23 protein-coding genes and 1 tRNA gene are annotated in these 26,476 nt (G+C 65.1%); 8 read left to right on the top strand and 16 right to left on the bottom strand.

Annotated elements, in window-relative coordinates; translation table 11 throughout:
* Positions 1 to 177: 177 nt before the first annotated feature.
* The 5 genes from IP90_RS01730 to IP90_RS01710 form a co-directional block, all read right to left on the bottom strand.
* Complete coding sequence (locus tag IP90_RS01730; RefSeq protein WP_144897881.1) at positions 178 to 1,020, bottom strand: hypothetical protein; 843 nt, start codon at positions 1,018 to 1,020, stop codon at positions 178 to 180.
* A 25-nt stretch (positions 1,021 to 1,045) separates the two neighbouring features.
* Entirely contained in the window at positions 1,046 to 2,515 is a 1,470-nt protein-coding gene (locus tag IP90_RS01725) for a type I restriction-modification system subunit M (protein WP_144897880.1), read from the bottom strand.
* A 145-nt stretch (positions 2,516 to 2,660) separates the two neighbouring features.
* Positions 2,661 to 3,794 carry a Fic family protein gene (locus IP90_RS01720; RefSeq protein ID WP_144897879.1) on the bottom strand — a complete coding sequence of 378 codons (1,134 nt, stop codon included), beginning with the start codon at positions 3,792 to 3,794 and terminating at the stop codon, positions 2,661 to 2,663.
* On the bottom strand, positions 3,791 to 5,305 hold the full coding sequence (locus IP90_RS01715; RefSeq protein WP_144897878.1) for a restriction endonuclease subunit S: 1,515 nt from the start codon (positions 5,303 to 5,305) through the stop codon (positions 3,791 to 3,793). Before IP90_RS01715 ends, IP90_RS01720 begins: the two co-directional genes overlap by 4 nt.
* Positions 5,302 to 8,064: a type I restriction endonuclease subunit R gene (locus tag IP90_RS01710; protein ID WP_144897877.1), complete on the bottom strand. Its 2,763-nt coding sequence runs from the start codon at positions 8,062 to 8,064 to the stop codon at positions 5,302 to 5,304. Before IP90_RS01710 ends, IP90_RS01715 begins: the two co-directional genes overlap by 4 nt.
* Positions 8,065 to 9,034: 970 nt before the next feature.
* Here IP90_RS01710 and IP90_RS01700 point away from each other — a divergent pair.
* Both IP90_RS01700 and IP90_RS01695 read left to right on the top strand, forming a co-directional pair.
* Positions 9,035 to 9,244, top strand: a complete 210-nt coding sequence (locus IP90_RS01700) for a hypothetical protein (RefSeq protein ID WP_144897876.1) — start codon at positions 9,035 to 9,037, stop codon at positions 9,242 to 9,244.
* Positions 9,245 to 9,511: 267 nt separating this feature from the next.
* Positions 9,512 to 11,413 carry an MFS transporter gene (locus IP90_RS01695; protein ID WP_144897875.1) on the top strand — a complete coding sequence of 634 codons (1,902 nt, stop codon included), beginning with the start codon at positions 9,512 to 9,514 and terminating at the stop codon, positions 11,411 to 11,413.
* 198 nt (positions 11,414 to 11,611) lie between these two features.
* Here the strand turns inward: IP90_RS01695 and IP90_RS01690 are convergent, their stop codons facing one another.
* The 6 genes from IP90_RS01690 to IP90_RS01665 all read right to left on the bottom strand — a co-directional run bounded on the left by IP90_RS01690 (position 11,612) and on the right by IP90_RS01665 (position 17,057).
* Positions 11,612 to 12,001 carry a hypothetical protein gene (locus IP90_RS01690; protein WP_144897874.1) on the bottom strand — a complete coding sequence of 130 codons (390 nt, stop codon included), beginning with the start codon at positions 11,999 to 12,001 and terminating at the stop codon, positions 11,612 to 11,614.
* A 598-nt stretch (positions 12,002 to 12,599) separates the two neighbouring features.
* The gene (locus IP90_RS01685) at positions 12,600 to 13,511 is read right to left on the bottom strand and encodes a hypothetical protein (RefSeq protein ID WP_144897873.1); all 912 of its coding nucleotides are present in this window, start codon (positions 13,509 to 13,511) and stop codon (positions 12,600 to 12,602) included.
* A 9-nt stretch (positions 13,512 to 13,520) separates the two neighbouring features.
* The gene (gene nudC, locus IP90_RS01680; RefSeq protein WP_242007446.1) at positions 13,521 to 14,453 is read right to left on the bottom strand and encodes an NAD(+) diphosphatase; all 933 of its coding nucleotides are present in this window, start codon (positions 14,451 to 14,453) and stop codon (positions 13,521 to 13,523) included.
* Positions 14,454 to 15,443: 990 nt separating this feature from the next.
* Positions 15,444 to 15,818 carry an iron-sulfur cluster insertion protein ErpA gene (erpA, locus tag IP90_RS01675; RefSeq protein ID WP_144897872.1) on the bottom strand — a complete coding sequence of 125 codons (375 nt, stop codon included), beginning with the start codon at positions 15,816 to 15,818 and terminating at the stop codon, positions 15,444 to 15,446.
* Positions 15,819 to 15,883: 65 nt separating this feature from the next.
* Positions 15,884 to 16,333: a bactofilin family protein gene (locus IP90_RS01670; protein WP_144897871.1), complete on the bottom strand. Its 450-nt coding sequence runs from the start codon at positions 16,331 to 16,333 to the stop codon at positions 15,884 to 15,886.
* 19 nt (positions 16,334 to 16,352) lie between these two features.
* Positions 16,353 to 17,057: a DUF6776 family protein gene (locus tag IP90_RS01665; RefSeq protein WP_144897870.1), complete on the bottom strand. Its 705-nt coding sequence runs from the start codon at positions 17,055 to 17,057 to the stop codon at positions 16,353 to 16,355.
* A 106-nt stretch (positions 17,058 to 17,163) separates the two neighbouring features.
* Here IP90_RS01665 and IP90_RS01660 point away from each other — a divergent pair, with 106 nt between their 5' ends.
* The 3 genes from IP90_RS01660 (at position 17,164) to IP90_RS01650 (ending at position 22,123) form a co-directional block, all read left to right on the top strand.
* On the top strand, positions 17,164 to 17,745 hold the full coding sequence (locus tag IP90_RS01660; RefSeq protein ID WP_144897869.1) for a DUF4126 domain-containing protein: 582 nt from the start codon (positions 17,164 to 17,166) through the stop codon (positions 17,743 to 17,745).
* Positions 17,746 to 17,930: 185 nt separating this feature from the next.
* Entirely contained in the window at positions 17,931 to 19,790 is a 1,860-nt protein-coding gene (locus IP90_RS01655; protein ID WP_144898161.1) for an EAL domain-containing protein, read from the top strand.
* A 2-nt stretch (positions 19,791 to 19,792) separates the two neighbouring features.
* Positions 19,793 to 22,123 carry a hybrid sensor histidine kinase/response regulator gene (locus tag IP90_RS01650; protein ID WP_242007445.1) on the top strand — a complete coding sequence of 777 codons (2,331 nt, stop codon included), beginning with the start codon at positions 19,793 to 19,795 and terminating at the stop codon, positions 22,121 to 22,123.
* A gap of 161 nt (positions 22,124 to 22,284) precedes the next feature.
* Here the strand turns inward: IP90_RS01650 and bfr are convergent, their stop codons facing one another.
* The 3 genes from bfr to IP90_RS01635 form a co-directional block, all read right to left on the bottom strand.
* On the bottom strand, positions 22,285 to 22,761 hold the full coding sequence (gene bfr, locus IP90_RS01645; RefSeq protein ID WP_144897868.1) for a bacterioferritin: 477 nt from the start codon (positions 22,759 to 22,761) through the stop codon (positions 22,285 to 22,287).
* Between the two features lie 248 nt (positions 22,762 to 23,009).
* Positions 23,010 to 23,228: a (2Fe-2S)-binding protein gene (locus IP90_RS01640; RefSeq protein WP_144897867.1), complete on the bottom strand. Its 219-nt coding sequence runs from the start codon at positions 23,226 to 23,228 to the stop codon at positions 23,010 to 23,012.
* Positions 23,229 to 23,298: 70 nt separating this feature from the next.
* Positions 23,299 to 23,907, bottom strand: a complete 609-nt coding sequence (locus tag IP90_RS01635) for an RNA pyrophosphohydrolase (protein WP_144897866.1) — start codon at positions 23,905 to 23,907, stop codon at positions 23,299 to 23,301.
* A gap of 149 nt (positions 23,908 to 24,056) precedes the next feature.
* Between IP90_RS01635 and IP90_RS01630 the strand changes: the two genes are divergently transcribed.
* Positions 24,057 to 24,133: transfer RNA gene (locus tag IP90_RS01630), tRNA-Met, on the top strand.
* A 2-nt stretch (positions 24,134 to 24,135) separates the two neighbouring features.
* On the opposite strand, the gene IP90_RS01625 is transcribed toward IP90_RS01630, so the two are convergent.
* Positions 24,136 to 24,396 carry a hypothetical protein gene (locus tag IP90_RS01625; protein WP_144897865.1) on the bottom strand — a complete coding sequence of 87 codons (261 nt, stop codon included), beginning with the start codon at positions 24,394 to 24,396 and terminating at the stop codon, positions 24,136 to 24,138.
* On the opposite strand from IP90_RS01625, the gene queD reads away from it, so the two are divergent.
* Both queD and IP90_RS01615 read left to right on the top strand, forming a co-directional pair.
* Entirely contained in the window at positions 24,371 to 24,724 is a 354-nt protein-coding gene (queD, locus tag IP90_RS01620) for a 6-carboxytetrahydropterin synthase QueD (protein ID WP_144897864.1), read from the top strand. The two genes, IP90_RS01625 and queD, sit on opposite strands and share 26 nt — an antisense overlap.
* A 237-nt stretch (positions 24,725 to 24,961) precedes the next feature.
* A complete protein-coding gene (locus IP90_RS01615; protein ID WP_144897863.1) occupies positions 24,962 to 25,360 on the top strand; it encodes a phasin family protein in 399 nt (132 codons plus the stop codon).
* A 141-nt stretch (positions 25,361 to 25,501) separates the two neighbouring features.
* Here the strand turns inward: IP90_RS01615 and IP90_RS01610 are convergent, their stop codons facing one another.
* Positions 25,502 to 26,395, bottom strand: coding sequence for a LysR substrate-binding domain-containing protein (locus IP90_RS01610; protein ID WP_242007444.1), 894 nt, complete (start codon positions 26,393 to 26,395; stop codon positions 25,502 to 25,504).
* Positions 26,396 to 26,476 lie beyond the last annotated feature (81 nt).

Here is a 26,476-nt window from a genome sequence, read left to right as displayed (position 1 = left end):
ATCACGTCCACGCTGACGTCCGCGAACCCGCAGCATTGGTCGCAGGTTCAAAGCCTGCCCGTGCTACCAGCTTCGAACCTGATTGAGATTCACCTGGCGTTTGTCCTAACGGCTTGATACGCAAACACGATCCAGCCAAGGGTCGGCCTCTTTCGGGCGAGCCGATGCAACCTAGGGCTACATATCTCTCGCTGGCAATCGCGCTTCGTACTTCTTTTTTAGATCGTTTTTCCAAGTGTCCAGAATATGGAAGGATCCGATTCGATACTTGTATGCATGAGACGGTGTTCGCTTAGGAAGCGGCTTTTTCCATACCGTAAATTCGATGCGCCCGAATTGCCTTGGGTCGGCATAGACGACAAATTCATCCTTTTCGTCGATCCATGCCTCCACAGCTCCATCAATGATGTGCTTCAGACCCATTTCCGACAATCGATCAAAGGCTTCCCGCATCTGCTGTGCTTTGCGAGTTGTGGCGCCATACCACAAGTCTTCATCCAAGAGTCTAGGCGGCTCGAATGGCTCAATTCGATACAAAGCTTCGACCTTCCGACGAGCCTCCTGTTGCCGATGATTTTCTTGACGCCTTGTTTTCTCTTCCTCGGCAAACCTCTCTGTCCAGCTTTCGCGTGCCAGCATCATCGCAGTATCGGTGAACACGCACTGGTGAGTATTTCCGTAGCCGACAAGGTGACGCCTCAAGCCCTCCGGGTAAGCGAAGCCCTGTTCGTAGTATGAGTTCGCTCCCTCACCACACAGTGGGCACATAGCCCTTGCACCACTCCATTGATCTATCGATCCTGGTAGAAGGTCTGCATGCTTTACAACCTCTTCTGCAACGTTGTCCAACCAGGGATAGGTCTCTTCTTTCGACCCGCAGTCCAGATAACTGGACAGCATCTGGTAAAACGCCGATGGCGCCCTGTTCAACAGGGCATATCGCGTCATCCATAGATCACTCTTAAGCTTCTTAATGAGCTCATCCTTATCTACGTAGAAGCCATCGTAATGGCGCGCCATACCACCCTCCCTGAGTGCAGACGAATCACTTATTGGAACTGGTCGACAGTTCTTCTGCCACCGACTGAAACGCGTCGAGTGCCGCCTGCAGGTTTTCGACGATCTCTAACGCGATCTCGTCTGGCGGCGGCAGGCTATCGATATCGTCGAGGCTGTCGTCCTTGAGCCAGAAGATGTCGAGGTTGAGCTTGTCGCGCTTCAATAGCTCGCCGACGTCGAACTTGCGGAAGCGTTCGGTTTCCTTGCGCTTACCGCGATTGCCAGCCTTGTAGCAGGCCTTGAAGTCGTCCAGGTCCGACGGCTTCAACGGATTCTTCTTCAGTGTGAAGTGGAAGTTGGTGCGGAAGTCGTAGATCCAGAGCGCCTTGCTGTTCGGCTTACCGTCCGAACGCGGCTTGTGCTTGTCGAAGAACAGCACGTTGGCCTTGACACCGGGCTTGTAGAAGATTCCTGTAGGCAGTCGCACCAGGGTGTGGAAGTCGAACTGCTCCAGCAGGCGACGGCGGATGCCCTCACCCGCGCTGCCTGCCTCGAACAGTACGTTGTCCGGCAGCACCACGGCGGCACGGCCGTCACCCTGCATGATGGTCATGATGTGTTGGAGGAAGTTGAGCTGCTTGTTGGAGGTGGTGAACTTGAAGTCCTCGCGCTCGTAGTCTTCGCGCTCGGTGTCGACTTCACCGTCCTCGCCGATGACCTTGTAACTGGACTTCCTGCCGAACGGCGGGTTGGTCAGGATCACGTCGTAGCGATCACCCGGATCGAACGCAAGTGCATCGCCGGCGCGGATCGGCGACTCGCCGTTGCCGATGCCGTGCAAGTACATGTTCATCGCGCACAGGCGCACCACTTCATCGACGATATCCGTGCCGCTGATCGACTTCTCGCGCAGCTTGCGCTGCTGGGCGCGGTCCTGCGCGTGCGGCTTCATGTATTCGTAGGCCGAGAGCAGGAAGCCGCCGGTGCCGCAGGCCGGGTCGTGCACGGTCTCGCCCACCTGCGGGTCGATGACTTCGACCATGGCGTCGATCAGGGGACGCGGGGTGAAGTACTGGCCGGCGCCGGACTTTACCTCGGCAGCGTTCTTCTCCAGCAGGCCCTCGTAGATCGCGCCCTTCACGTCCACGCCGATGCCGATCCAGGTTTCGCCGTCGATCAGCGACACCACGCGCTTGAGCTTGGCCGGGTCGGTGAGCTTGTTCTGCGCCTTGCGGAAGATGGTGCCGATCAGGCCCTTCTCCTTGGCCAAGGCTTCCAGCGTATGGCGGTACTGCAGTTCCAGCTCGTCGCCGGCCAGTGGCGCAATCCTGGCCCAGCGCCACTTGGCGGGAATGGCCGAAGGCTCGCCCAGCAATTCGCTGCGCTCCTCGTCCATCTTCAGGAACAGCAGAAAGGTGATCTGCTCGACGTAGTCGCCGTAGCCGATGCCTTGGTCGCGCAGGACATGAGCGAAGTTCCAGACCTTGGAGACCAGAGCCGTATGGTCAGCGGCCATGCGCTGCCACCCAGTGCCGATTGTGCTTGCAAGTCATTGTTTTTACTTCTTTAACGATGATTTCAGGACCCGGAAGGTGGCTCCGGCCAAAGGGGTGGCTGCCTTTACTGCCACCCCAACACTAGTTAACGATAGTCTATTTCCATTAACCAATGAACAGCTTAAGGTAACGATCGAACACATACAGCCGGTCGCGCATCTGCCCGGTGGTCTCCACCAGCAGCCCTTTCTGCTCCAGGTCACGGACCAAGGCGTGCGCCGTCGGCTTGGATACGCCCAGCTCCTGTTCCAGCTCGGCCGCCGAAATCACCGGGCGGCGATACAGCACCGCCAGGGCCGCGCGCGCATTGGGGACCCGCTTGCCCAGCGACGACACCTGCTCCTCGGCCTGGGTGCGCAGCGCCAGGATCTGCCGGAACGTATCGCGGCCCTTGGTCGCGGTTTCTTCCACGCCGCGCAGGAAGAAACGCACCCAGTGGCTCAGGTCGTTGCTCGCCCGCACCCGCGTCAGCGCGTCGTAATAGCTGGCCCGGTTGCGTTCGAAGAAATCGGACAGGTACAGCGACGGCTTGTCGAGCAACCCGTGGCTGATCAGGTACAGCGGAATCAACAGCCGCCCGATGCGGCCGTTGCCGTCGCAGAACGGGTGGATGGTTTCGAACTGGTAGTGGCTGATCGCGATCCGCACCAGGTGCGGCACCGCGATGCGGTCGTTGTGCCAGAACTGCTCCAGTTCGCCCATCAGCGTCGGCACGCCGTCATGGTGCGGCGGGATGAAGGCGGCATCGGCCAGGCTGGAGCCGCCGATCCAGTTCTGGCTGCTGCGGAACTCGCCCGGCTGCTTGTGCTCGCCGCGCACGCCCTGCATCAGCGTCGCATGCGCCTGCCGGAGCAGGCGGTTGGACAGCGGCAGCGTGTCAAGCCCGTCGATCGACTGGTTCATCGCCTCGATGTAGTTCTGCACTTCGCGCCAGTCGTCGCGCTTTTCCGGGCGGATGTGCGCTTCCGACAGCAGCGCCTCGTCGATGCCGGTCTGCGTGCCCTCGATGCGGCTGGAGGTCTGCGCTTCCTTGACCAGGTGCATCTGGATGAACAGGTCGATGTCCGGCACGATCAAGGAAAACGCGTTGAGCTCGCCCAGCGCGCGATTGGCCGACTCCAGCAGCACGTGGATGCCCGGGTCCTCCCAGGTCCAGTCGTGGTTGACCGGCGTGGGTTCGAAGCTCTTGTACTGGTAGCGCTGCTGCCAGCGGCCGGCCTTGAAGGTTTCGAATTTCATGCGGGGTTTTTCAGCTTGCGGCCGCGTTTGGTCGCGACGGTGTTGGAAGCGGGGCGCTCCGCGGCGATGCGTTCGAAGAGGGCGGAGGCGGATTCGTCGGCGGGGTTCTGGCCGACTAAAGCGCCGGCGAAGGCGTGACTCAGGATTCTTTGTCGAAGTGCCGACGATCGCTTGCCCCACGATGGGAACTCGGCAACAAACGCGACAACTTGCGACATTCGCGCCGCAACGATTTCATTGATTTCCCGAACCTCGTCAAGCGGCGGCAGTGGGATCACAGTTTCTTTGATTATTGCGAGATTGAGGTTTGGCTGAACGCCACCCGCGGCTTCTGTGCGAAGGGCAGCGTAATTCTTTTCGAAGTAGGTTCGAATATATGCCTTGACCGCCGCGTCCAGGTGACCGCATAGCAGTGCCGCACACGCTTGATTCGTCGCCGCCGCGATTCCAAGTTCGGAAACTTTTCCACGCGTCTTTCCCTCGCCATACATCGCCACGATGAGACTTCCAATGGGAAAGACCTTCGCGTTTGTCTCTTGAACCGCTGCTGACGTTATTCGTTCCGCAGACGAGCGGATCACAGACTCGTTTACCGCTGCACTGGTAATCCAATCAATCGTTCCATCCTTGAAGTACTTCTCTGTCCCGCGCTTTGGGGTCGCTCCGGTGTCAACGAAGCAAAGTTGCTCCACCGAGGTCCACACCCACCCTTCCGGCAACTCGGACAGGTCGATGGTGCCGGGTGGCGCGGGCTCCTTGTACTTCTTCTTCCACGCATCGTCCTTGGGCGTGATGCCCTTGGCCTGCATCTTCGCCAGCTCGGCCTGTTCCCAGGCTTGGCGGCGGGCGGTGAGGATGCGGGCGAGCAGGGCTTCGCCGGATTCGATGGGCTTGCCGGCGGTCTTGCGCGCCTCGCGCCAGTCGCGGGTGAGTTCGCCGGTGACGGCGGCCTTGAGCACGGACTGGCGGTAACGCTCCACCAGCTTCGACACCCGTTCCAGCGCACGCTCGCCTTCGTCGATGCGGCTGAATAGTTCGTCGATCTTGGAGACGATGCGCTTTTGCTCAGGCATCGGAGGCAAAGCGAACTCGTACTTTGCAAGATCGCCGAAATCGACCCGTGGCCGATCCCCTGAACTCTGAGCGCTTGCGAAGTTGACGAACGCTCGATGGTGCAGCGTGTAGGCAAGGAAATCGCCGTCGATAGCATTACTTCTTGGAAAGACAATGAACTCTGCCGAGCAGGCGCCAGCAGACTTGGCTCTATGAACCTTATTGAGATACGGCCTCATTCGACCATAGAGAACATCGCCTTCGAGGAACAACCCGCCGTTACTCTTCATGCTGCCGAACGGCACGCTTCCGAGAAGTTCCATGCCACCTGGCGCAATGTGATCCATCCCAACAAATGGCAGATCAGGATAGTCGGCTGGAGCAACTTTCGAGCGTGGCTGTGAAACCACGTCGGCCAGGCTGACTTCAGCCCAGCCGGATGGCAGCTCATCGCTCATGCCGCCAACGCCTCGGTCAACTCATCCAGCACCCCGTTGAGTTCGCTGCCAAACAGCTTGCGCGCCTCGACCACCCCGCCCCAGTCGGCAAACGGGTGGTCGCGCATCAGGTCGGCGGGGGCGATCTCGACATTGGCGGCGAGATAGTCGCGGATGGCTTTCAGCCAGTTCATCTGGTCCTCGTTGAAGTCGCGGCCGGCCTTCTTCTGGCGGCCGATCCACAGGTTGAATCTCTGTTCGACGCGGGCCGAATACGGCTCCAGCAGGTCGGCCTGGCCGGTGGCGAAGCGCACCAGCGAGATGATGTCCGTGAGCACCTTGTCGCTGGGCGCGCCGCGCACCAGGGTGGCCTCCAGCCGTTTGTAGGCCTGCCAGACGTCGGCGGTGGTGAGGTGGTGCGGCGGGTCGGCCAACACCTGCGCCAGTTGCTTGATGCTGGCGTAGGTCAGGCGGCGCCTCGGGAACGGCTGGCTATAGAGGATCTGCAGGGCCAGCAACTCGTCCTTGTGGGTTTCGATGAACTCGCGGAACGAGGTGACGCGCTGCTGTGCCTGCTTGAGGTCATAGCCGGCTTCGACCACTTCGTCGGCGGTGCCCTCGTCGATGACGATGTCGGTCTTCTTCTTGATCGCCTTGATCAGGTTGCGCAGCTCGGCGTCGTCCAGCGGGGCGCAGGCCTCGTCGCGCAGGTCGGCCTCGACCGCTTCCACCTGCTTTTTGGTGGCCGCCTCGACGCTGCCATGGCGGTTGATGACCTCGGCCTCGACGATGTCGGGGCTGATGGACTGCAGCAGTTTGCCGGCCAGCGCCTTGAGGCTGGCGCCTTTGGCGGCGGTGGCGATGCGCTGGCGGTCCTCGTCGTCGATCTGGCGATCGAGTGCGGCGAGGCGGCCGGCCAGGCTGGAGATGGCATCCGCGTCGCGGCGGCCTTGGGCGATCTGGTCGATCAGCTTGTCGAAGCCGATGGCGCGCTTGCGCTCCAGCGGCTGCGAGACGGACTTGGTGCCCTCGGTGACGCCGACGGCATCGACCAGCACGAAGCGGGTCTTGGTCTGGGCGTCGGGCGTGACCTGCTGCAGGTCGGCGTCGCGGATGGTGCGCACGCCACGGCCCTTCATCTGCTCGTAATAGCCCTCCGACTTCACGTCGCGCATGAAGATCAGGCATTCCACCGGCTTGATGTCGGTGCCGGTGGCGATCATGTCCACGGTGACGGCGATGCGCGGGAAGGGATCGACGCGGAAGGCCTTGATCAGTTCCTTGGGTTTCTCGCTGGTCTGGTAGGTGATCTTCTTGGCGAACTCGTTGCCCTGGCCGAACACCTCCCAGCAGGCCTGGACGATCTCTTCGGCGTGGTTGTCGTCCTTGGCGAAGATCAGGGTCTTGGGCACCCACTGGCCGCTGCGGCCGGGAAAGAGTTCAGTGAACAGCTTGTCGCGGTAGCAGCGCAGCACGGCACGGATCTGGTTGGGGACGGTGACGGAGTTGTCCAGATCGCGACGGGTGTAGGCCAGGTCCTCGTCAAGCTGCTTGTAGCGAATGGCGCGGGTACGGCGGTCGCGCACGGGCACCTTGTAGCCGCCTTCGACGGTGCCCCCCTCCTCGCCGACCTGCGTCTTGATGCGGAACACCTCGAAACCTACGTTGACGCCGTCCACGACCGACTGCTCGTAGGGGTACTCGGCGACGAGGTTGCTGTTGAAGAAGCCCAAGGTGTGCTTGCTGGGCGTGGCGGTGAGGCCAATCAGATGGGCGTCGAAGTAGTCGAGCACCTGGCGCCATAAGCCATAGATCGAGCGGTGGCACTCGTCGGTGACGATGACATCGAAGGTCTCGATCGGGATGGCCGGATTGTACTCGACCGGGCGCAATTCGCCGTCCTCGTTGCTCCAGGTCTCGAAGGCGGAACCTTCCTCGGCGGATTCGTCCAGTTCCTCGCCGCGAAGCATGGCGTACAGACGCTGGATGGTGGTGATGACCACCTTGGCGTCCTTGTCGATCTGACTGCCGTGCAGGTGCTGGACGACGTAGGTCTGGGTGAACTTGCGGCCGGCGCCGGGCGGCTCAAAGTTCTGGTACTCCTTGAGGGTCTGGTCGCCGAGATTGTTGCGGTCTACCAGGAACAGGATGCGCTTGGCCTTGGCGTGCTTGAGCAGGCGCCAGCTGAAGGTGCAGGCGGTGAAGGTTTTGCCGGCGCCGGTGGCCATCTGGATCAGGGCGCGGCGCTTGTCGTCGGCAAGCGAACGTTCCAGGCCTTCGACGGCATCGATCTGGCAGTCGCGCAGACCGGACTTGTCCAACGCAGGCATGCGCCGCAAGCGCGCGCGCAGGGTGTCTTCCTCCTTCAGCCATGCATGCAGGGTGGCCGGTTGGTGGAAAGCGAAGACGCGGCGGGAGCGCGGCGCGGGATCTGCAGCATCGCGGAAGTAGGTTTCCTCACCAGTGGATTCGTAGTCGAAGCGCAGGATGTCGCCCCAACAGGCGACGTGCGCGGGTAGCTGGGACAGGTAACGGGCAGCCTGCTCGGCTACGCCACTGAGCGTGATGCCGGCCTTCTTGGCCTCGATCACGCCGCAGGCCTTGCCGCCGACGAAGAGCAGGTAATCGCTGGGGCCGGCCTTGGTCTGGAATTCGCGTACAGCGACGCCTTCGCCCGCATTGCGGTTGAACTGGTCGTTGTCCTGGATGATCCAGCCAGCTGCCACCAGCAGCTCGTCGATACGTTCCCGCGCCAACTGCTCAGGCGTCAGCGGTGGCATGGCTGCTCCCCTCTCGGCCCCGGGACAAGCTTACCTGTCCCGGGATACAGCAGCGAAGCGAAATTCAAGCAAACGGACTCGTTGCGGCGAGGACCTCCTGACTAACGGGTTGATCTCTTCCAAGTCCTGGGACATCCAGCGGGCCTACTCGGTGCACTTGCCGCGGTACTCGTAGGCGCTGCACATCTTCAGCTTCTCCATGCCGTCGAACTTGGTGATGCACAGGCCGGAGATGCCGTTGATGGCCACGGCGCGCTTGAGCGCGGCGTCCCATCTAGCAGCGGCGCGAGAGGCCGGTGGAGGAAAAGCGCCCTCATCCGCCCCTTCGGGGGCACCTCCCCGCCAGCGGGGAGAAGGAAAAGAGGCGGTCATGCGGCGGGTCGGCAGCGGCGGTGAACCATCGGATGCCGCTGCAGACGGCGGCTTTCAGGCGGAAATGGCGTCAGACCGGCCTTTGCAGCCCCTCGCACTGGACTTTTCGCCCCTCGCACGCGGGTGTCGCGGCCCTCGCGAGGGGGTGGCGTGCCTCTCGCACGGGACTTTTTGTCCCGGTCGAAGGGGTGGATGGGCCCTCGCGAGAGACTTTTTGTCCCGGTCGAGGGGGTGCGTTGCCCCTCGCGAGGGACTTTTCGGGCCGTGCGAGGGGGTGGGTAGCCCCTCGAGGGGGACTTTTTGTCCCGGTGGAGGGGGTGGTCGGGCCCTCGCGCGGGACTTTTTGGGGAGTGCGTGCGGGTCCGGAGCCGTCGCGTGCGCTGTGCGCACGACGGGATTCCGTTCGGCGACAGTGGCGAGACGGGCGACGGCGGGACGGCAGCGGAGTGTGGGGCGGTCGTGCGCGCAGCGCACGCTACGGGGTTTCGCTTAAGCTGCGCGCGCCGGCCAGGGTGGCCGGCATTGGAGTTCCACTTAACTACATGGAGACACGGAAGATGAGTCAGAACATTGCATCCACACACCTGACCGATGAGCAGTGGGCCGCGGTCTGACCCAGCTGATGGAAAAGGTGCGCGACACCGACACCGCGCTGGGCAGCGATGCGATGGTCGCCGCGCTGCAGGGCTATCAGTCGCTCAAGCACGTCGGCGAGGGTGAAGGCGTGGATACGTTGCGCCGCCTGCTGGGCGAACGCTTCGATGGGCAGAGCAATCGCGAGGCACCACCGGCGCCGCCGGCGGCGTAAGCGGTTCGCGATGCAGGATCGAGGCCCCGCGCGAGCGGGGCCTTTTTGTTGGGTGCGTGGACGCTATGCCGGCTACGTAGGATGGGTTGAGCCGAAGGCGATACCCATCAAAGGCCGCGATGGAAGCGTCGGTGATGGGTATCCCCCGGATCAAGTCCGGGGTCAACCCATCCTACGCATGCGCTCGGGATGACAAATGGACCACCCCGACGCCTGACGATGTGCATGTCGGTTTGCTAGGCTCGCCGCTTCGCATGGGAGGCAAGCATGACGCCGGATTCCGACAGGCATTCGCAGTTCGAGCTGCTCAGGCAACGACGCTTCCTGCCGTTCTTCGCGGTGCAGTCGCTCGGTGCGTTCAACGACAACGTCTATCGGCAGGCGATCATCGGGCTGCTGTTCTACCTGGGCGTGACGCCGGAAGAGCGCACGCTGTACACGAACCTGGCGCCGGCCTTGTTCATCCTGCCGTACTTCCTGTTCTCGGCGCTGGCCGGGCAGATCGCGGAGAAACTCGAGAAGTCGAAGCTGATCCGGATCACCACGGCGATGGAGATCGCGATCATGTCGCTGGCGGCGGCCGGCTTCCTGATGCAGAACATGACGGTGCTGCTGGTGGCGCTGTTCTGCACCGGGCTGCAGTCGACGCTGTTCGGGCCGGTGAAGTATTCGATCCTGCCGTCGGTGCTGAAGCCGGAGGAACTGACCGGCGGCAACGGCCTGGTCGAGATGGGCACGTCGATCTCGATCCTGATCGGCATGATCTTCGGCGGGCTGATCTTCCAGATCGCCGGCAGCCATGGGCCGGTCACGGCGGCGACGGCGGTGGTGGCGCTGGCGATCCTCGGCAACGTCGTCAGCCGCATGATCCCGCGCGCGGAAGCCGGTGCGCCGGGACTGAAGATCAACTGGAATCCGCTGCCGGAATCGCTGGCGATCTGGCGCCTGACGCGCAAGCAGCTGGCGGTGCGCAACGCAATCCTGGGCGTGTCGTGGTTCTGGTTCATCGGCACGATGCTGACCGCACAGCTGCCGACCTACGCGGAGATCAACCTCGGCGGCGAGAGCCGGCACTACATCTTTGCGCTGGCGCTGTTCTCGATCGGCACCGGCGTGGGCTCGCTGCTGTGCGAGAAGCTGTCGGCGCGCACGGTGGAGATCGGCCTGGTGCCGCTGGGCGCGTTCGGCATCAGTGCGTTCATGCTGGACCTGTATTTCGCGCGCAGCGGCGCCGCACCGATGCACGTGTCCACGATCGCGGCGTTCCTGCAGCTGCCGGGCAGCACGCGGATCGTGATCGACCTGCTCGGCATCGGCGCGTTCACCGGCTTCTTCGTGGTGCCGCTGTTCGCGCTGATCCAGAGCCGCACGCCCAAGGGCGAACTGGCGCGCGTGATCGCCGGCATGAACATCCAGAACGCGGTGTTCATCGTGGTGGCGGCGGTGGTCGGCATCGCGGTGCAGCGCTTCCTCGGCTGGACGATTCCGCAGGTGTTCCTGGCGCTGGCGATCGCCAACACGCTGGTGGCGATCTACATCTTCACGATCGTGCCCGAGTTCCTGATGCGCTTCCTGAGCTGGGTGCTGGTGCGCACGCTGTACCGGCTGCGCGTGCGCGGCATCGAGCAGCATGTGCCGGACGACGGCGCGGCGCTGATCGTCTGCAACCACGTCAGCTACATGGACGCGCTGATCCTGGCGGCGAGCATCCCGCGGCCGGTGCGCTTCGTGATGTATTACAAGATCTTCAACATTCCGGTGATGCGCTTCATCTTCCGCACCGCCAAGGCGATCCCGATCGCCGGTGCGCGCGAGAATCCGGAACTGATGCAGCGCGCGTTCGATGCGATCGACCAGGCGCTGGCGGAAGGCGAGATCGTCTGCATCTTTCCCGAGGGCAAGCTGACCAAGGATGGCGAGATCGCCGCGTTCAAGTCCGGCGTCGAACGCATCCTGGAAAAGCGCCCGGTGCCGGTGGTACCGATGGCGCTGCGCGGCATGTGGGCCAGCATGTGGAGCCACCGCGACAATCGCATGGGCCGCATGCGCGTGCCGCGGCGCCTGCGTGCGCATGTCGAGGTGGTGGCGGATGCGCCGGTGGATGGGCGTGGGGCGACGGCGGAGGGATTGGAGGCTCGGGTGCGGGAGTTGCGGGGAGATGCGGCGTAGCGCTGTGGCTATTGGCTGTTGGCTCTAGCTACCAGCGATCCGAGCCACTCCATAAACCCGAAGGGCGGCGGCCATGGATGGCCGCCGTTTTCCGACCGAGCCAGGAGGGCGAGTCGGAAAATCTCCGAGGACTACAAGCTGCAACGTTAGCTCTGATCGGGGAAGGGCCTTCTCTTTGGTTACTTTCTCTTGGCCCCATCAAGAGAAAGTGACCCGCACGCGCAGCGGGCGGAAGCTCTGCTGGTGCGGAAAGAGCGTAAGAGCGATTGGCGGCAACAACGCAAGTTCCCGACCCTGCGGGTCGGCCTTTCCGCCCGCTACCGCGTGCGGGTCACTTTCTTTGTTGGCCCAAAGAAAGTAACCAAAGAAAGGGCCCGAAGCCGGCTTGGCAGGCGTTGCACTCGATGGGTGCTGATCGAGGCTGCTTTCATCGTTGCCGGGGTTCTTGTTCTCGCCTGAAATTTGATTGATGCGTTTGGTTGTCCTTCGCAGTCTGCCGATTGCTTTGGCTTTAGCTGCGGCTTTTGGCTTTTGGCTTTTGGCTTTTGGCTTTTGATCTTGGCACGAACTACCAGCGATCCGAGCCACTCCATAGACCCGAAGGGCGGCGCACAGGGATGTGCGCCGTTTTCCGACCGAGCCAGGGATGGCGAGTCGGAAAATCGCGTGCTACTACCCAAATCGCCGGATTGATCTGTCGGGGAAGGGCCTTCTCTTTGGTTACTTTCTCTTGGCCCCTTCAAGAGAAAGTGACCCGCACGCGGAAGCGGGCGGAATAACCGACCGGAAGGTCGGCAAACGCGTCGCAACTCCGACAGCAAGTGCAGAGTCGCTGGATCCCGGCTTACGCCGGGATGACGAACTGAAGCAGCAAAGTCGCTGGGTTCCCGTCTTCGCGGGATGACGGCCCGAAGCAACAGCTAAAGAGCAACAGCACGCTCGCTGCGCTCGCGCCCCTCACCTGCCCTGCGGGCATCCTCTCCACGCTCGCGGGGAGAGGAGTGCAGCAGCAACAGCGACGGCACGGAGCGAGTTCGCTCTACAGCAGTAGCGTGCGCTGTGCGCACGATGGAGGTCCGATCGTGCGCGCAGCGCACGCTACGGAAGTTTGGGTAGCCGCACTACGCGATACATCACGCTGCCCAGCAACGCCGCATGCGCGGCACGGATCGCAGCAATCGCTGGATCAGGCCACCCACCCGGCGATCACGAACAACGCGATCACCGCCAGCCACAGCAGCAGGATGCGCCACACCAGGCTCATCGCGTCGCGCAGTTCCGGCAGTTCGCCCAGCGAGGCCACCATTGCCGAGGGCGTCGATACGCCGGACTCGGCGTAGTCCTGGGCCTCGTCGGCCAGCTCGCTGCGCACGCTGGCGCGTGCAACGGCGCCGAGGAAGCCGGTATCGAGGCGCAGCGAGGCGCCGCCGCCGTCCTTCCAGGCGCCCAGCACGGTGTCGAAGTTGCCGACCAGCGCCATCGACAGCGTCATCAGCTGTGCGGCGGGCCAGTCGAGCAGTGTCAGCAGCGCGCGTGCGCCGATGGCGTTCTCGCCGGGCAGCAGGTGCGCGTCGTCGCCTTCAGCGGACAGCGCTACCAGCCGGTACAGCAACGCGCCGCAAGCGCCCAGCAGCAGGAACCAGAACAGCACGCCGAACCAGCGCCGCAGGCCGTTGCGGAACACCGCGTCGACCAGGCTGGGGCCATCCAGCGACGGCGATTGTCCGTGCGGCCATAGGCGCGCGGCGGCATCGCGGCGCGCCACCGGGTCCTGTGCGTCGACGATCGCATCGACATCCAGGTCCAGGTCGCGCGGACCCCAGGTGTAGAACAGCACGGCGATGCCGAGCAGCAGGCCGGCCAGGCCGAGGATCGGTTCGTGCAGCGCCAGCTGGAACAGGCCGACGGTGACCACCGGCGGCAGCAGTGCGATGACGATGCCGTAACGGCCGCGCCAGACGCCGTTGTCGTCGAAGCGCGAACCGATCCAGCGCAGCCAGTTGCTCCACCATCCGTAATGGCGCACCGAGGCGGCCAGCGACTGCGCGGTGTGGCCGAGCAGCAGCGCGATGACGACGGCGATGAGGGTCGTGGACATGGCCCGATTCTAGCGCGGCCGCGTGGCGGCGACATGCGCGTGCCAGTGTTCGATCAGCCAGCGCGAGATCGAGATCGATGGCGACAGCAGCAGGCCGTCGTCGGTCGGGGCATCGGACATCGCCGCGCCGATTTCGGCGTGGGTGAACCAGCGCACGTCCTCGAGTTCGTCGCTGGCGCGCGGCTCGTCCGGTTCGGCGTCGGCGATGAAGCCGAGCATCAGCGAGCCGGGGAACGGCCACGGTTGCGAGGCCAGGTAACGGCTGCTGCGGATGCGCACGCCGCTTTCCTCCAGCACTTCGCGCACCACGGTCTGCTCCAGCGATTCGCCCGGCTCGACGAAGCCGGCCAGCGTCGAATAACGCCGCGACGGCCACGAGGCCTGGCGTCCGAGCAGCAGGCGCTGGCCGTCGCTGATCGCGACGATCACGGCCGGATCGGTGCGTGGATAGTGTTCGGCATTGCAGACGATGCAGCGTCCCTGCCAGCCGCCGCGCATGAACACCAGCGCGCCGCCGCAGACGCCGCAATGACGATGGCGCGAGCGCCAGTGCAGCACCGCGCGCGCCTGCGCGAAGACGCTGGCCTCATAGGCCGACCAGAGCGCGGCGGCGCTGCGCAGGTCCAGTCGCGCCGAAGGCTCGAAGCCGCTGGTCTCGGTCGGCAGCGCGAACCAGGCCTGCTCGTCGCGCAGGCCAAGGAAGATCCCGTGTTCGGCGCTGTCGACCAGGCTCGTACCGTCGAAGGCCAGCAACCCGCGTTGCGCATCCACGGCGGTATTGCCCTCGTTGTCGACCAGCAGCACCTTGCCGTTCCGCCAAAGCGCGGCGAGGGCCTGCGGATCGTCGCGCAGGTGGTCGGCGCGATCGAGGCCGGGATCGGAGAAGGCGAAACCGGGCGCTGGCGTCGGAGTGCCGTCCAGGAAAGGGTTTGAAACCGTCACGGGCGTCGCTTCTGGAACACGCGGTGCGCGGGGCGTGCAGTGTAACGGCACGTCGCTCATCCTGAGCTTGTCGAAGGACGACGCAAGTTCCCAACCCTCGCGGGTCGGATTCTCCGCCCCGCTGCAACGCAACACCTCGCTCATCCTGAGCTTGTCGAAGGACGACGCAAGTTGGCAGCGAAGAGCTGCGGGGCAAGTGCGGCATGGTTGGCCGGGACGACGCAAGTTCCCGACCCTTGCGGGTCGGCCTTTCCGCCCGCTACCGCGTGCGGGTCACTTTCTTTGCTGGCCCAAAGAAAGTAACCAAAGAAAGGGCCCGAAGCCGGCTTGGCAGACGTCGCACTTGATGAGTGCTGGTTCGGGGTTGCTTTCATCGTTGCCGGAGTTCTTGTTCTCGCTTGAAATTTGATTGCTGCGTTTGGTCGCCATCCGCACTCTGCCGATCGCGTTGCTTTAGCTGCGGCTGTTGGCTGTTGACCTTGGCACGAACTAGCAGCGATCCGAGCCACCCCATAGACCCGAAGGGCGGCGGCCATGGATGGCCGCCGTTTTCCGACCGAGCCAGGGATGGCGAGTCGGAAAATCGCGTGCTACTACCCAAATCGCCGGATTGATCTGTCGGGGAAGGGCCTTCTCTTTGGTTACTTTCTCTTGGCCCCTTCAAGAGAAAGTGACCCGCACGCGGAAGCGGGCGGAAGCGCTTTACAACAGCCGTAGGCTGGTCAACCCGACCTGCAAGGTCGGCAAACGCGTCGCAACTCCCAACAGCAAGAGCAAAGTCGCTGGATCCCGGCTTACGCCGGGATGACCAGCAAAACAAAGTCGCTGGATCCGCCTTCGCGGGAATGACGGCTTCAAAGCAGAAGAGCGTGTTTTCGCGATGCCTGTGTCGCGTCAGGCGCGCGGCCTTGGCCTATCGGAAACGACGTGCTACCCGCACTCACACCCTCGCCAATCCTCTGCCCTCTGCAGGCGGCAGGGGCCAGGACGTCAGACGGTAAAGCTGCTGCCGCAGCCGCAGGTGGTCTTGGCGTTCGGATTGCGGATCACGAACTGCGCGCCATGCAGGCTCTCGCTGTAGTCGACCTGCGCGCCCATCAGGTATTGCAGGCTGAGCGGATCGACCAGCAGCGTGACGCCGTCGGTGGCGATGGCCAGGTCGTCGTCGGCCTGCTGCTCGTCGAACTCGAAGCCGTACTGGAAACCCGAGCAGCCGCCGCCCTGGATGTAGACACGCAGCTTCAGCGCCTCGTTGCCTTCTTCCTGCACCAGTTCGCGCACCTTGGCCGCGGCGGCCTGGGTGAACAGCAGCGGGGCATCGAGCTGCTGGTAGTTGGGCGCGGCGGTGCTGGCGGAGACGTTCATGCCGACAAGATGAGGCGGCCAGGGCGGGAATTCAATCCCGCGCGGCCTTGATGTCGCTGAGAGGCCTACGCGGTGGCCGTATTGAGCAACAGCGCGCGCTCGGGCAGGGCTTCGCCGGCTTCCGGCGCGGGCAGCGCGACGGGGGTTTCGAGGTGCAGCAGGCGGCCGCTGATCGCCGCGCCGGCGGCCATCTCGACCACCTTGTAATGGATGTTGCCCTGCACGCGTGCATTGCCGGCCAGTTCGACCCGCTCGCTGGCGTGGACATCGCCACGCAGTTCGCCGTTGATGACCACCACCGGCGCGCGGACTTCGCCTTCGACATAACCGTTGTCGGCCACGGTCAGGATCGCACCCGGGTCCTGGGCGCTGATCGAACCGTGCACGCGACCTTGCAGGTACAGGCCGCCGCTGAAGCTGATGTCGCCACGGATCACGACCTTGTCGCCGATCAGCGTGTCGACCTGGCCGGTGCGCTGGGCGCGCTTGATGCGTTCTTTGTCGCGGTCGAACATGAGTCTGGAACCCCCCTCGCTACTGAGCGGATGTCGCGGTGGCGGCCTCCCAGGCGAACGCCTGTTCAGTGCTGCCGCCACCGTCGGGCTGGACCTTGGCGATCACCCGCCCGGGCACGAAGCCCTCCGGCAACAGCACGCTGCCCTCGAGCCGCTGGAAGTAGCGGAACTCGAAGCGCTGCGGCGGTGCCTGCGGTTTCTGCAGCAATTGCCCCCAATCCAGCCGCACCAGTTTGCCATCGCGGGTGCCTTCCACGCTGAGAGTCAGGTCACCTTTACTGACAGCGCCGCGGTTGATGTTCTGGGTGAGGGTGGCGGTGTAGCGCCAGCTGCCGTCGTTGTCGCGGCGCATCTGGATCTCGTGCACGCTCAGGCCCTTGCGCTGGCCGGTCGCGCCGACCAGGCGCTCGTAGAAGGCGACATCGGCGCGCAGGCCGGCGATCTCCTCCTCGCGCTCGGCCAGGGTCTGCTGCAGTTCGCGATTGGCCTGGCGGCTGATGCGGTCGGACATCTGCAGGGTCGCCAGCTGCTGCTTCGACTGCGCGGCGCTGACCGGTGCCGGCGCCGTTGCCGCGCCGGTGGCCGGCGCAGGCGCGCGCGGCACCAGCCACCACACCAGCGCCAGCGAAATCAGCCACAACGCCGCGACCACGGCGGCCCAGCGCCATGGATGGCGGCGCGCGGGAACGATCACGAAACGGGGGTCGGGTGTCGGAGCGCTCATGCGAAGGCTCGATGGCGGGTGGCCGCTGATTGTACGTTCGAGGTCCTGCACGGTTGCCTATACTCGTGCCGTGCGGCCGCGGCGGCCGCGGCACCGGGACACGGCCATGTCGGAAGCCCACCTGTTCGCGATCGGCGTATTGCTGGCCTGGCTGGCCGGCATCCGCGTCTACCTGACCGTGTTCGGCATCGGCCTGGCCGGTTTCTTCGGCTGGCTGGAACTGCCGCAGGCATTGCAGGCCACGCAGTCGCCGTGGGTGCTGGGCGTGTCGGGTGTGCTGGCCGTCGCAGAATTCTTCGCCGACAAGATTCCCGGCGTCGATTCGGTCTGGGATCTGCTGCACACTCTGTTGCGGGTGCCGGCCGGCGCCTTCCTGGCCGCAGCCGCGTTGTCGCCCGACGGGCAGCTGAGTGCCGGGATGCTGGCCACCGGCGCCGGCGTGGCGTTGACCAGTCATCTGTTGAAGTCGGGTTCGCGCGCGCTGCTGAACACGTCGCCGGAGCCGGTCAGCAACTGGACCGCCTCGGTGACCGAGGATGCGGCGGTGATCGGCGGCCTTGCGCTGGCGTTGTCGCACCCATGGATCGCGTTGGCGATCGTGGTCGGGTTGACCTCGTTGTTCGCTTTCACCATCTGGTGGTTGTGGCGCAAGTTGTTCCGCCGCGCGCCGAAGACGCTACCGGGTTGACCGTTTTGTCTTAGCCTGTCCTTTGCGCGGCCATGGCTGCGTTAACCGGACATCCGCGTTGCCGTTTGGGGCGGCAACGCGGATTCGCAGGGGAACCCATGTCCAGCACCGGACCGAAGATACGCGAGCGCCCCAAAACCGGGGGAGACGAGGCGGCCGCTGTCGCCCTCGCCGCCGTGGACGCCATGCCGCCGATCCGCCATCCGCGCCGTACTGAAACGCCGCCACCGCATTACTGGCGACGCTGGGTTGGGGATGCGCCGCCGGCGGTCGCCGTCGACCTGACCGAAACCGTGGTCGAGGCGGCGCAGCCCGTTGAATCACTAGAAGCGCCGGCGGTGCCATCACCGGCCGAAATGCAGGCTGTCGTGGCCGTCGACCCGGCCAATCCGTTCCGTGTGCTGATCGTCGAGGACGATCCCAGCCAGGCGGCCTTCGCCGAAAGCGTGCTGGCCGGCACCGGCATGCAGACCCTGACCGTCGACCAGCCCACCGGCCTGATCGCAGCGATGCAATCCTTCCGCCCTGACCTGGTGCTGATGGACCTGCACATGCCCGGCCTCGACGGCATGGCGCTGACCAACCGGATCCGCGCGCACGAACAACTGATGCACACGCCGGTGGTATTCCTGACCGGCGATCCGGATCCGGAACGCCAGTACGAGGTGCTGGCCGGCGGTGCCGACGATTTCCTCAGCAAGCCGATCCGCCCGCGCCACCTGGTGGCGGCGGTAATGAGCCGCGTGCAGCGCGCGCGCCGGCAGGCGCAGAACCGGGTGCGGCCGCCGCAGGCCAATCCGTTCACCGGCCTGGTCGAGCGCGGCGACCTGGTCGCCCTGCTCGGCAACACGCTGCACGCCGAGGCGCCGCGCGGCGCCTTGATGTTCGTCGAGGTCGCCGGTGCCGAACGGCTGCGCGAGCGGCTCGGCTATGCCGCCTACGAGGCGCTGATGATCGACGCCGGACAGCGGCTGCGCGGTTTGTCGGAACAGCACCCGGTGGCGCGCCTCAACGACCATGCATTCGTGATCCTGGCGCCGACGCTGCCGGGCGCGGCGGCGGCCGTGTTCGCGCAGGCGTTGCGCGATGGCCTGGCGCAGCAGACCTTCGGCGAAGGCCACGATGCGGTGCGCCTGCGCGCCAGCATTGGCCTGGTCGCGCTCGATCCGGGCTTCGCCGACGCCGGCGCCGCGCTGGACGCCGCCGAGCGCGCACTGCGCGCGGCGCGCGTGGCGCCGACCGGCATCGCGGACTACGTCGCGCCCGCGCCGGCCGCGCCCGAGCAGGCGCAATCGGCGGCCGATCAGGTCCGCGACGCGCTGGCCGAGAACCGCTTCGAGCTGGCGTACCAGCCGATCGTCGCGGTCGCCGGCGGCGACGAACCGCAGTACCAGACGCTGCTGCGCCTGCGCGGCAGCGATGGCCAGCTGCGCGTCGCGGCGCAGTTCCTGCCGGCGCTGGACAACAACGCGCTGCTGGCCGAGATCGACCACTGGGTGCTGGAGCGCGTGCTCGACACGCTGCAGGGCCGCTACCACGACCAGCGTCCGCTGCGCCTGTTCGTGCCGCAGTCGCCGCGCTCGCTGTCGCGCGACGATTACGCCGACTGGCTGCTCGGCGCGCTCGAAGTGCATGGCCTGCCCGGGCGCGCGCTGGTGATCGATGTGCGCCTGGACGATGCGTTGATCCACACCGTCACGCTGCAGCAGTTCTGCCAGCGCATGATCCGCGCCGGTGTGCAGTTCTGCCTGAGCCAGTACGAATGCGGCGACGAGGCCGAAGCGCTGTTGGCGCAACTGCCGCTGGGCTATCTGCGGCTGTCCGCGCGTTACGCCAACGCGCAGGCCAGTCCGACGCTGCGCGACGAGATGCGCGGCGTGATCGACCGCGCGCACCGCCAGGGCCTGCTGGTGATCGGCCACCAGATCGAGGATCCGCAGGCGGCCGCCTACCTGTGGATGAGCGGCATCGACTTCATCCAGGGCAACCTGGTGCAGCGCGCCGGCGGCGACCTCGAGTTCGACTTCCACAGCGCGGTGCTGTAGCCGTGACCATCGCTACCTCGCCTCCCGCCGTCGTTCGCTGGCTCACGCTCGCTTCGGCAAGCGGCGCGGTGCTTGCACTCGCGCTCGAATACGTCGGCGTCAGTGGTCCATGGCGCACCGCCGCACTGCTGCTGGCCGCAATGACTGCGTTGTGCGTGCTGGTCATGGTGATCGCGCTGCGCTCGCGCGATGCGGAGATCAACTCGCGCCTGCTGCGCGCCGAGCGCGGCCACACCGAGATCGAAACGCTGCAGCGCGAGATCCGCCATCACCAGGAACTGGAACAGCAACTGCAAAAAGCCAAGCAGGCGGCCGAGGCCGGCATGCTGGCCAAGGGCGAATTTCTGGCGACGATGAGCCACGAGATCCGCACCCCGCTCAACGGCATCGTGCCGATGCTGGACCTGCTGCTGACTTCGCCGCTGCCGTCGGGCCAGCGCGACCTGGTGCGCACCGCCTATGCCTCCTCGCAGCAACTGCTGCGCATCGTCGACGACATCCTCGACTACTCCAAGCTCGAAGCCGATCGGCTGGTGCTGGAAAACACCGTGTTCAACCTGCGCGAACTGCTCGAGGACGTGGTGCAGTGGATGCGCCATCCGGCCGACATGAAGGGGCTGCGCCTCAACCTGGAGATCGATGCCTCGGTGCGGCTGCCGGTACGCGGCGATCCGGTGCGCCTGCGGCAGGTGCTCGGCAACCTGATCGGCAATGCGGTCAAGTTCACCGATCGCGGCACGATCGCGATCACCGTGCGGCGCCTCGGCGAGAATTCCAGCCAGCACCTGCTGCGCTTCGAAGTGCGCGACACCGGCATCGGCATCACCCCGGAGGCGCAGGCCAAGCTGTTCACCGCTTTCGCCCAGGCCGACGCTTCGACCACGCGTCTGTACGGCGGCACCGGGCTGGGGCTGGCCATCTGCAAGCGCATCGTCGACCTGATGGGCGGTCGCATCGGCGTGGTCTCGGAAGCGGGCAACGGTGCCAGCTTCCATTTCGAGATCCCGTTGATGAAGGTACAGGGCGACCTCGAACATCGCCCGGTCGAACGCGCCGGCACGCGCGTGCTGTTGCTGAGTACCGACGAACGCCTGCGTCGGCGACTGCTGATGCTGCTCCCCAACTGGGGCCTGCGACTCACCGCGGTGGATACCGTGCACGAGGCACTGGAACGCCTGCGCACCGCCGCCGCGCAAGGCGAGCCCTGGCGTTACGCGGTGGTGCTGGCTGACCTGGCCGGCATCCGCAACACGTCGGTGGCCCTGCAGCGCAACCTGCAGCGGCAATCGCTGTACGGCGAAGTGCAGCTGGTCTGCCTGTTCGGCGATGAGGGCATCCCGGACGGGCTGCAGCGCAACGACACCGTACTGCTGCCGCGGCTGGCGCCGGACAACGACCTGCGCGCGGCGCTGATGGCGCCGGGCAGCGTCGCGGTGAGCACCGCGCCGTCGGCGGCTCCACATCGTCCCGAACCCGCGCCGGCGGTCGAGCGTCGCCGCTGGCACGGCCGCCTGCTGCTGGTCGAGGACAATCCGGTCAACCTGCTGGTCGCGCAGCAGCTGCTCAAGGTACTGGGCCTGGAATGCGACACCGCCACCAACGGCGAACTGGCGCTGCAGGCGATGGCGCGCGCTTCCTACGACGTGGTGCTGATGGATTGCCAGATGCCGGTGATCGACGGCTACACCGCCACGCGACGCTGGCGCCAGCACGAAACCGCGCTGGGCACCTCGCGCCTGCCGATCGTCGCGATGACCGCCAACGCGATGGCGGGCGACCGGCAGAAATGCCTGGATGCGGGCATGGACGACTACCTGGCCAAGCCGGTGACGCGCGCTCAGCTGGACGCCTGCCTGGCGCGCTGGTTGCCTCTGCCCGACGAGCGCCACGACCACGCGCCGGCGACCGCCAGCATCGGCACCATCAATGCTGCGATGGCCGCGGACACGCGCCAGGACGCCAGCGTTCAATCACCGGAGATGCCGATGCTCAACGAGGAAACCCTGGACGACCTGGAAGCCATGATCGGCGCAGGCGTGGTGCCGATCATCGGCGCCTTCCTCGACAACACGCCGCGCCTGATCGCGCAGCTCAAGAGCGCCGCCGAAGTCCCCGACCTGCCGCTGCTGCGCGAACTGGCGCACAGCCTCAAGTCCTCCAGCGCCAACCTCGGCGCCGACGCCCTATCCGAAGCGGCCAAGCGCATCGAGCTGGACGCCCGCGAGCAGACATTGGAACGCCCTGCCGCTGCCGTCGCCGTGGTGGTGGCCGAATACGAACGCGTGCGCCCGGCGCTGCTGGCGCGGATGCCGGCCACCGCGCAACGCGCCTAGCGGCGGCAGCAGGAAGGACAACGGGAGCGGCGACGCGGCGACAGCGCTTCGTCGCGCGAACAACACTTATCTGTCATTCCGAGCGCAGCGCGGGATCTGCTCCTGGCCTTCGCGGGTTCCGGCAGAACCTCGCAACTGAAATTCCAGTTGCAGTAGCCCGACTACTCGCCGTCTTCGATCTTGGTCTGCAGGTAATTCTGCTCGCCGATGCGTGCGATCAACGCCAGCTGCGTCTCCAGCCAGTCGATGTGTTCCTCCTCGGATTCGAGGATGTCGGCAAGCAGCTTGCGGCTGACATAGTCGCCAACCTGCTCGCAATGCACGATGCCGTCCTTGAGCGTCGGCAGGGCCTCCAGCTCCAGCGCCAAGTCGCATTCCAGCAGTTCGCGCGGGTTCTCGCCGATGCGCAGCTTGCCCAGTGACTGGAAGTTGGGCAGGCCGTCGAGGAACAGGATGCGTTCGGCGAGTTTGTCGGCGTGCTTCATCTCGTCGATCGACTCGTGGTACTCGTGCTCGGCGAGTTCCTTCAGTCCCCAGTTCTTCAGCATCTTGGCGTGCAGGAAGTACTGGTTGATCGCGATCAGTTCGTTGTAGAGCGCCTTGTTGAGATGCTCGATGACCTTGGCGTCGCCCTTCATGGTCGCGCTCCGTTGACAGGAATGCGCCGACTCTAGCGCCGTCGCGCAGGCGATGACGAAACGCGAATCACGCGCATTTTCGGCCCGCGTTTTTCGAAAGCGGAGCTGCGCGGGCTTCCTTCATTTCCCGTCGCGGAGAAGAGGCGTGGTTTGCATGCCGGCAAGTGAGCCAAAGCGCTCGGGAAGACGATTGTTGCGACAACAAGCCCGCCAGCGGAGCAAGCTCCGCACTGCAACGCATGGGACGATCAGGCCGCCTGCGACAGCAACGGCAGCAGGGTCGGAGTAGCCACGGCCTTGTCGGCGCGATGGATCTGATCGAGGGTTTCGGCGGCGCTGCTCAGGCAGGTGCCACAGGAGGCACCGCAACCGGTGCGCATGGTCAGTTCGGACACGCTACGGCAGCCGGCCACGGCCGCCTGGCGGATGTCATGATCGGTAACGCCGTTGCAGATGCAGACGTACATGGTTTCCGGCTCGGCTCACACGGGCATGGAGAAGCCCTTGTGCCCATTCCGCCAGAGATGAGAATGATTGTCAATTCTTGCCGGATTCGCCGCCGTTGCCGCGGCTTGGAGCCGCCGGCCGGTAACGCGGGCGGTAGCGGCCGTCGCCGGCGCTGCCGGCCCGGCGCGGGTCCGGCGCAGGCGGCGGAACGGCCTGGGCACCGGCGATATCGCGCGCGATAGGCGCCAGATGGCGCAACGCACTGGCGTAGACGCCGCGCTTGAAGGTGACCACGTGCTCCACCGGATACCAGAAGTCGACCCAGCGCCACAGGTCGAATTCGGGCTTGTCGGTCAGGTCCAGGCGCAGGTCGCCCTCCTGCCCCAGCATCCGCAGCAGGAACCAGACCTGCTTCTGGCCGATGCAGACCAGCCGGTCGTGATGGCGCACCGCTCGCGGCGGCAGCCGGTAGCGCAGCCAGCCGGGGGTCGCGCCGAGCACTTCGACGTGCTCGGGCAGCAGCCCGGTCTCCTCGCGCAGCTCGCGATACATGGCCTCGACCGGCGTCTCGTCGCTGTTCATCCCGCCTTGCGGGAACTGCCAGCCGTCGCGCCGCACGCGCCGTGCCCAGAACACCTGGCCGTCCGGGCGCATCAGGATGATGCCGACATTGGGTCGGTAACCGTCCGGATCGATCACGATGCGGACTCCCAAGATTATTTGACTTTCGTCACTACGCCCGACTCTGCCACGGGATCGCCGGAGCCACAAGCGCGAACCGGGCCGAATTGACGGCAACGGCCCAGGCAGCAATAATTTGCGGCTTCCCTCGGGAATGCGCTCCGCGTGGCTATGTAGCTCAGCCGGTTAGAGCACAGCACTCATAATGCTGGGGTCGGTGGTTCGAGTCCACCCATAGCCACCACATCAATTGTTCGACGACTGATCAAGTCCGACCACGCGGCCGCTGTCCGCACCAAACGACAGACGATCCTGTCGATCCGAAGAATCCGCCCCATCGATGACGGCTGCAATGCCGGGCGCATCGACTGGTACGGCGATGCGCCGCCACAGTCGACTGGTGTTCGGCGTGCTGTCGCAGGAATAGCCGGAAGGCGATCTGCCGATTGCCGCGCCGGCGCCGGCGGCCGAGAATGACTGCATGGATATCTTCAAGGTCTTCACCATCGAGGCGGCGCACCGGCTGCCGAACGTGCCTGAAGGGCACAAGTGCGCGCGGCTGCACGGGCATTCGTTCCGGATCGAGGTTCATGTCTCCGGCGAACCGGGCGTGCACAGCGGCTGGGTGATGGACTACGCGGACATCAAGGCGGCCTTCAAGCCACTGTTCGACCGCCTCGACCATCACTACCTCAACGAGATCGACGGCCTGGAAAATCCGACCAGCGAGCGTCTGGCGGTGTGGGTCTGGGAGCAGTTGAAGCCGGCGCTGCCGCAGCTGAGCGAAGTGGTCGTGCACGAGACCTGCACTTCCGGCTGCCGTTATCGCGGCTGAGTACCGGCGGTCCTCGCGGCTCGGTCTAGATGGACTTCCGTGCCTTGAACCGCGACAAGTCCCAGAAACCAGCCAAGATGGCGCGCGTCCAGACGTCAGAAAGCGGTGAATCCCCTATAAGCGATTGATTCCACGGCAATCCCACCAGGTTCACTGGAATGTTGCATTGCAGCAAATATGCGGTTATGCTGCGCCGCACAAGATCGGCATAGCGCCGGATCCCGCAGGAGTTTCGCCATGTACCCGCAGTTCAACGAGCAGTTCACTGCCGCCACGCGTCAGTTCGCGGACACGGCAGCACAGATCAACCGCCTGGCCCTGGACAACGCCGAGAAGGTGTTCGGCCTGCAGCTGGCCGCATTCAACGACAGCGCCAACGCCACCTTCGCCTTCCTGGGCCAGGTCGCCGAAGCCCGCGATTTCGATGGCCTGAAGGCCGTGGTGCCGAATGGCGTGCAGGTCGCCCGTGAAAACGTCGAGCGCGCAATCAATATCGGCCAGGAAGTCTATGGCCAGACGCTGAAGACCAACGAGGCCATCGGCCAGATCGCCAAGGGCCAGTTCGAGGCCGCCACCGCGCAGGCCCAGAGCCAGGCCGAGAAGGTGGTCAAGGCCGCCGGCAAGGTCGCCAAGTAAACCCCGGCTTACTCTTCGCCGCGCGGCTCCCTCCCCCGCGCAGAAGAGCAGACCCGGCAGCCACGCTGCCGGGTTTTTTTTCGCCTGGGCATCGCACTGCGGCGCATCGCACGGAGCTGTCCGCGCGTGCCGACACAGCTTTCAATCCTCCTGCGCCATCCGCGCCACGAACGCCTGCAGTGCCGGCGAGCGTGGGCGATCGGCCAGTTCCAGCCGGAACAGAGGCCGCTGGATATCGTCGTCCTGGCCCATGCCCAGCGTACGCACGCGTCCCATCGCCACCAGATCGGCGATCACGACCGCCGGCAGCAGCGCGACGCCGGCAGCGGCGGCGACGGCGCGCGCGATCGCCTCGTTGCTGCCGATCTCGATCGTCCTGCGCGGCGCGATCGCGCGCGAACGCAGCAGTGATTGCGCGACCTGCCGGGTGCCGGAACCGGACTCGCGCAACAGCCAGGTCTGGCGACTCAACTCGGCCACGGACGGACGGCGCTGTCGGCCCAGCGGCGAGGCGGTGGCCACGGCCACCTGCAACGATTCGTGCTTCCACAAGGTGGCGGCGATCCGCGGATCGTCCACCGTACCTTCGACGAAGCCGACATCGACACGGCAATCGATCACCGCCCTGCCGACCTCAGCGGTGTTGCCGACCACCAGTTCGAAGCCGATGTCCGGATGGCGCTGCGTGAACTGCGCCAGCTGCGTCGGTAACCAGTAGCCGGCAATGGTGGTGCTGGCGCCAACGCGCAGCCGTCCCTTGCGCAGGCCGACGCGATCGCGCACGTCCTCGGCCGCCGCGCGTTCCATCGCGAAGATGCCGCGCGCGTGCTCGTACAGCGCCTGCCCGCCGTCGGTCAGGCGCACGCCGCGGCCGGCGCTGCGCTCGATCAGGGGCAGGTCCAGCTGGTATTCCAGTTCGCGGATGCCCTTGGACACGGCCGACTGGCTGACGTGCAGCACTTCGGCCGCGCGCGAGAACCCCTGCTGCTCGACCACGGCCTGGAACATCCGCAGCAGGTGCAAATTCAAGTGCATGACCTGAAGTCATCGAAGATTGAATTATATGCATTGGACTCATCTGCATGTCGGGCCTAGCCTGCCGGCGATCCGTTTCCG

This window comes from Luteimonas cucumeris (assembly GCF_007830035.1).
Taxonomy (GTDB): Bacteria; Pseudomonadota; Gammaproteobacteria; order Xanthomonadales; family Xanthomonadaceae; genus Luteimonas_C; species Luteimonas_C cucumeris.
The sequence above is the reverse complement of the archived record's forward strand: the minus strand, read 5'-3'. Positions and strand labels throughout refer to the sequence as shown.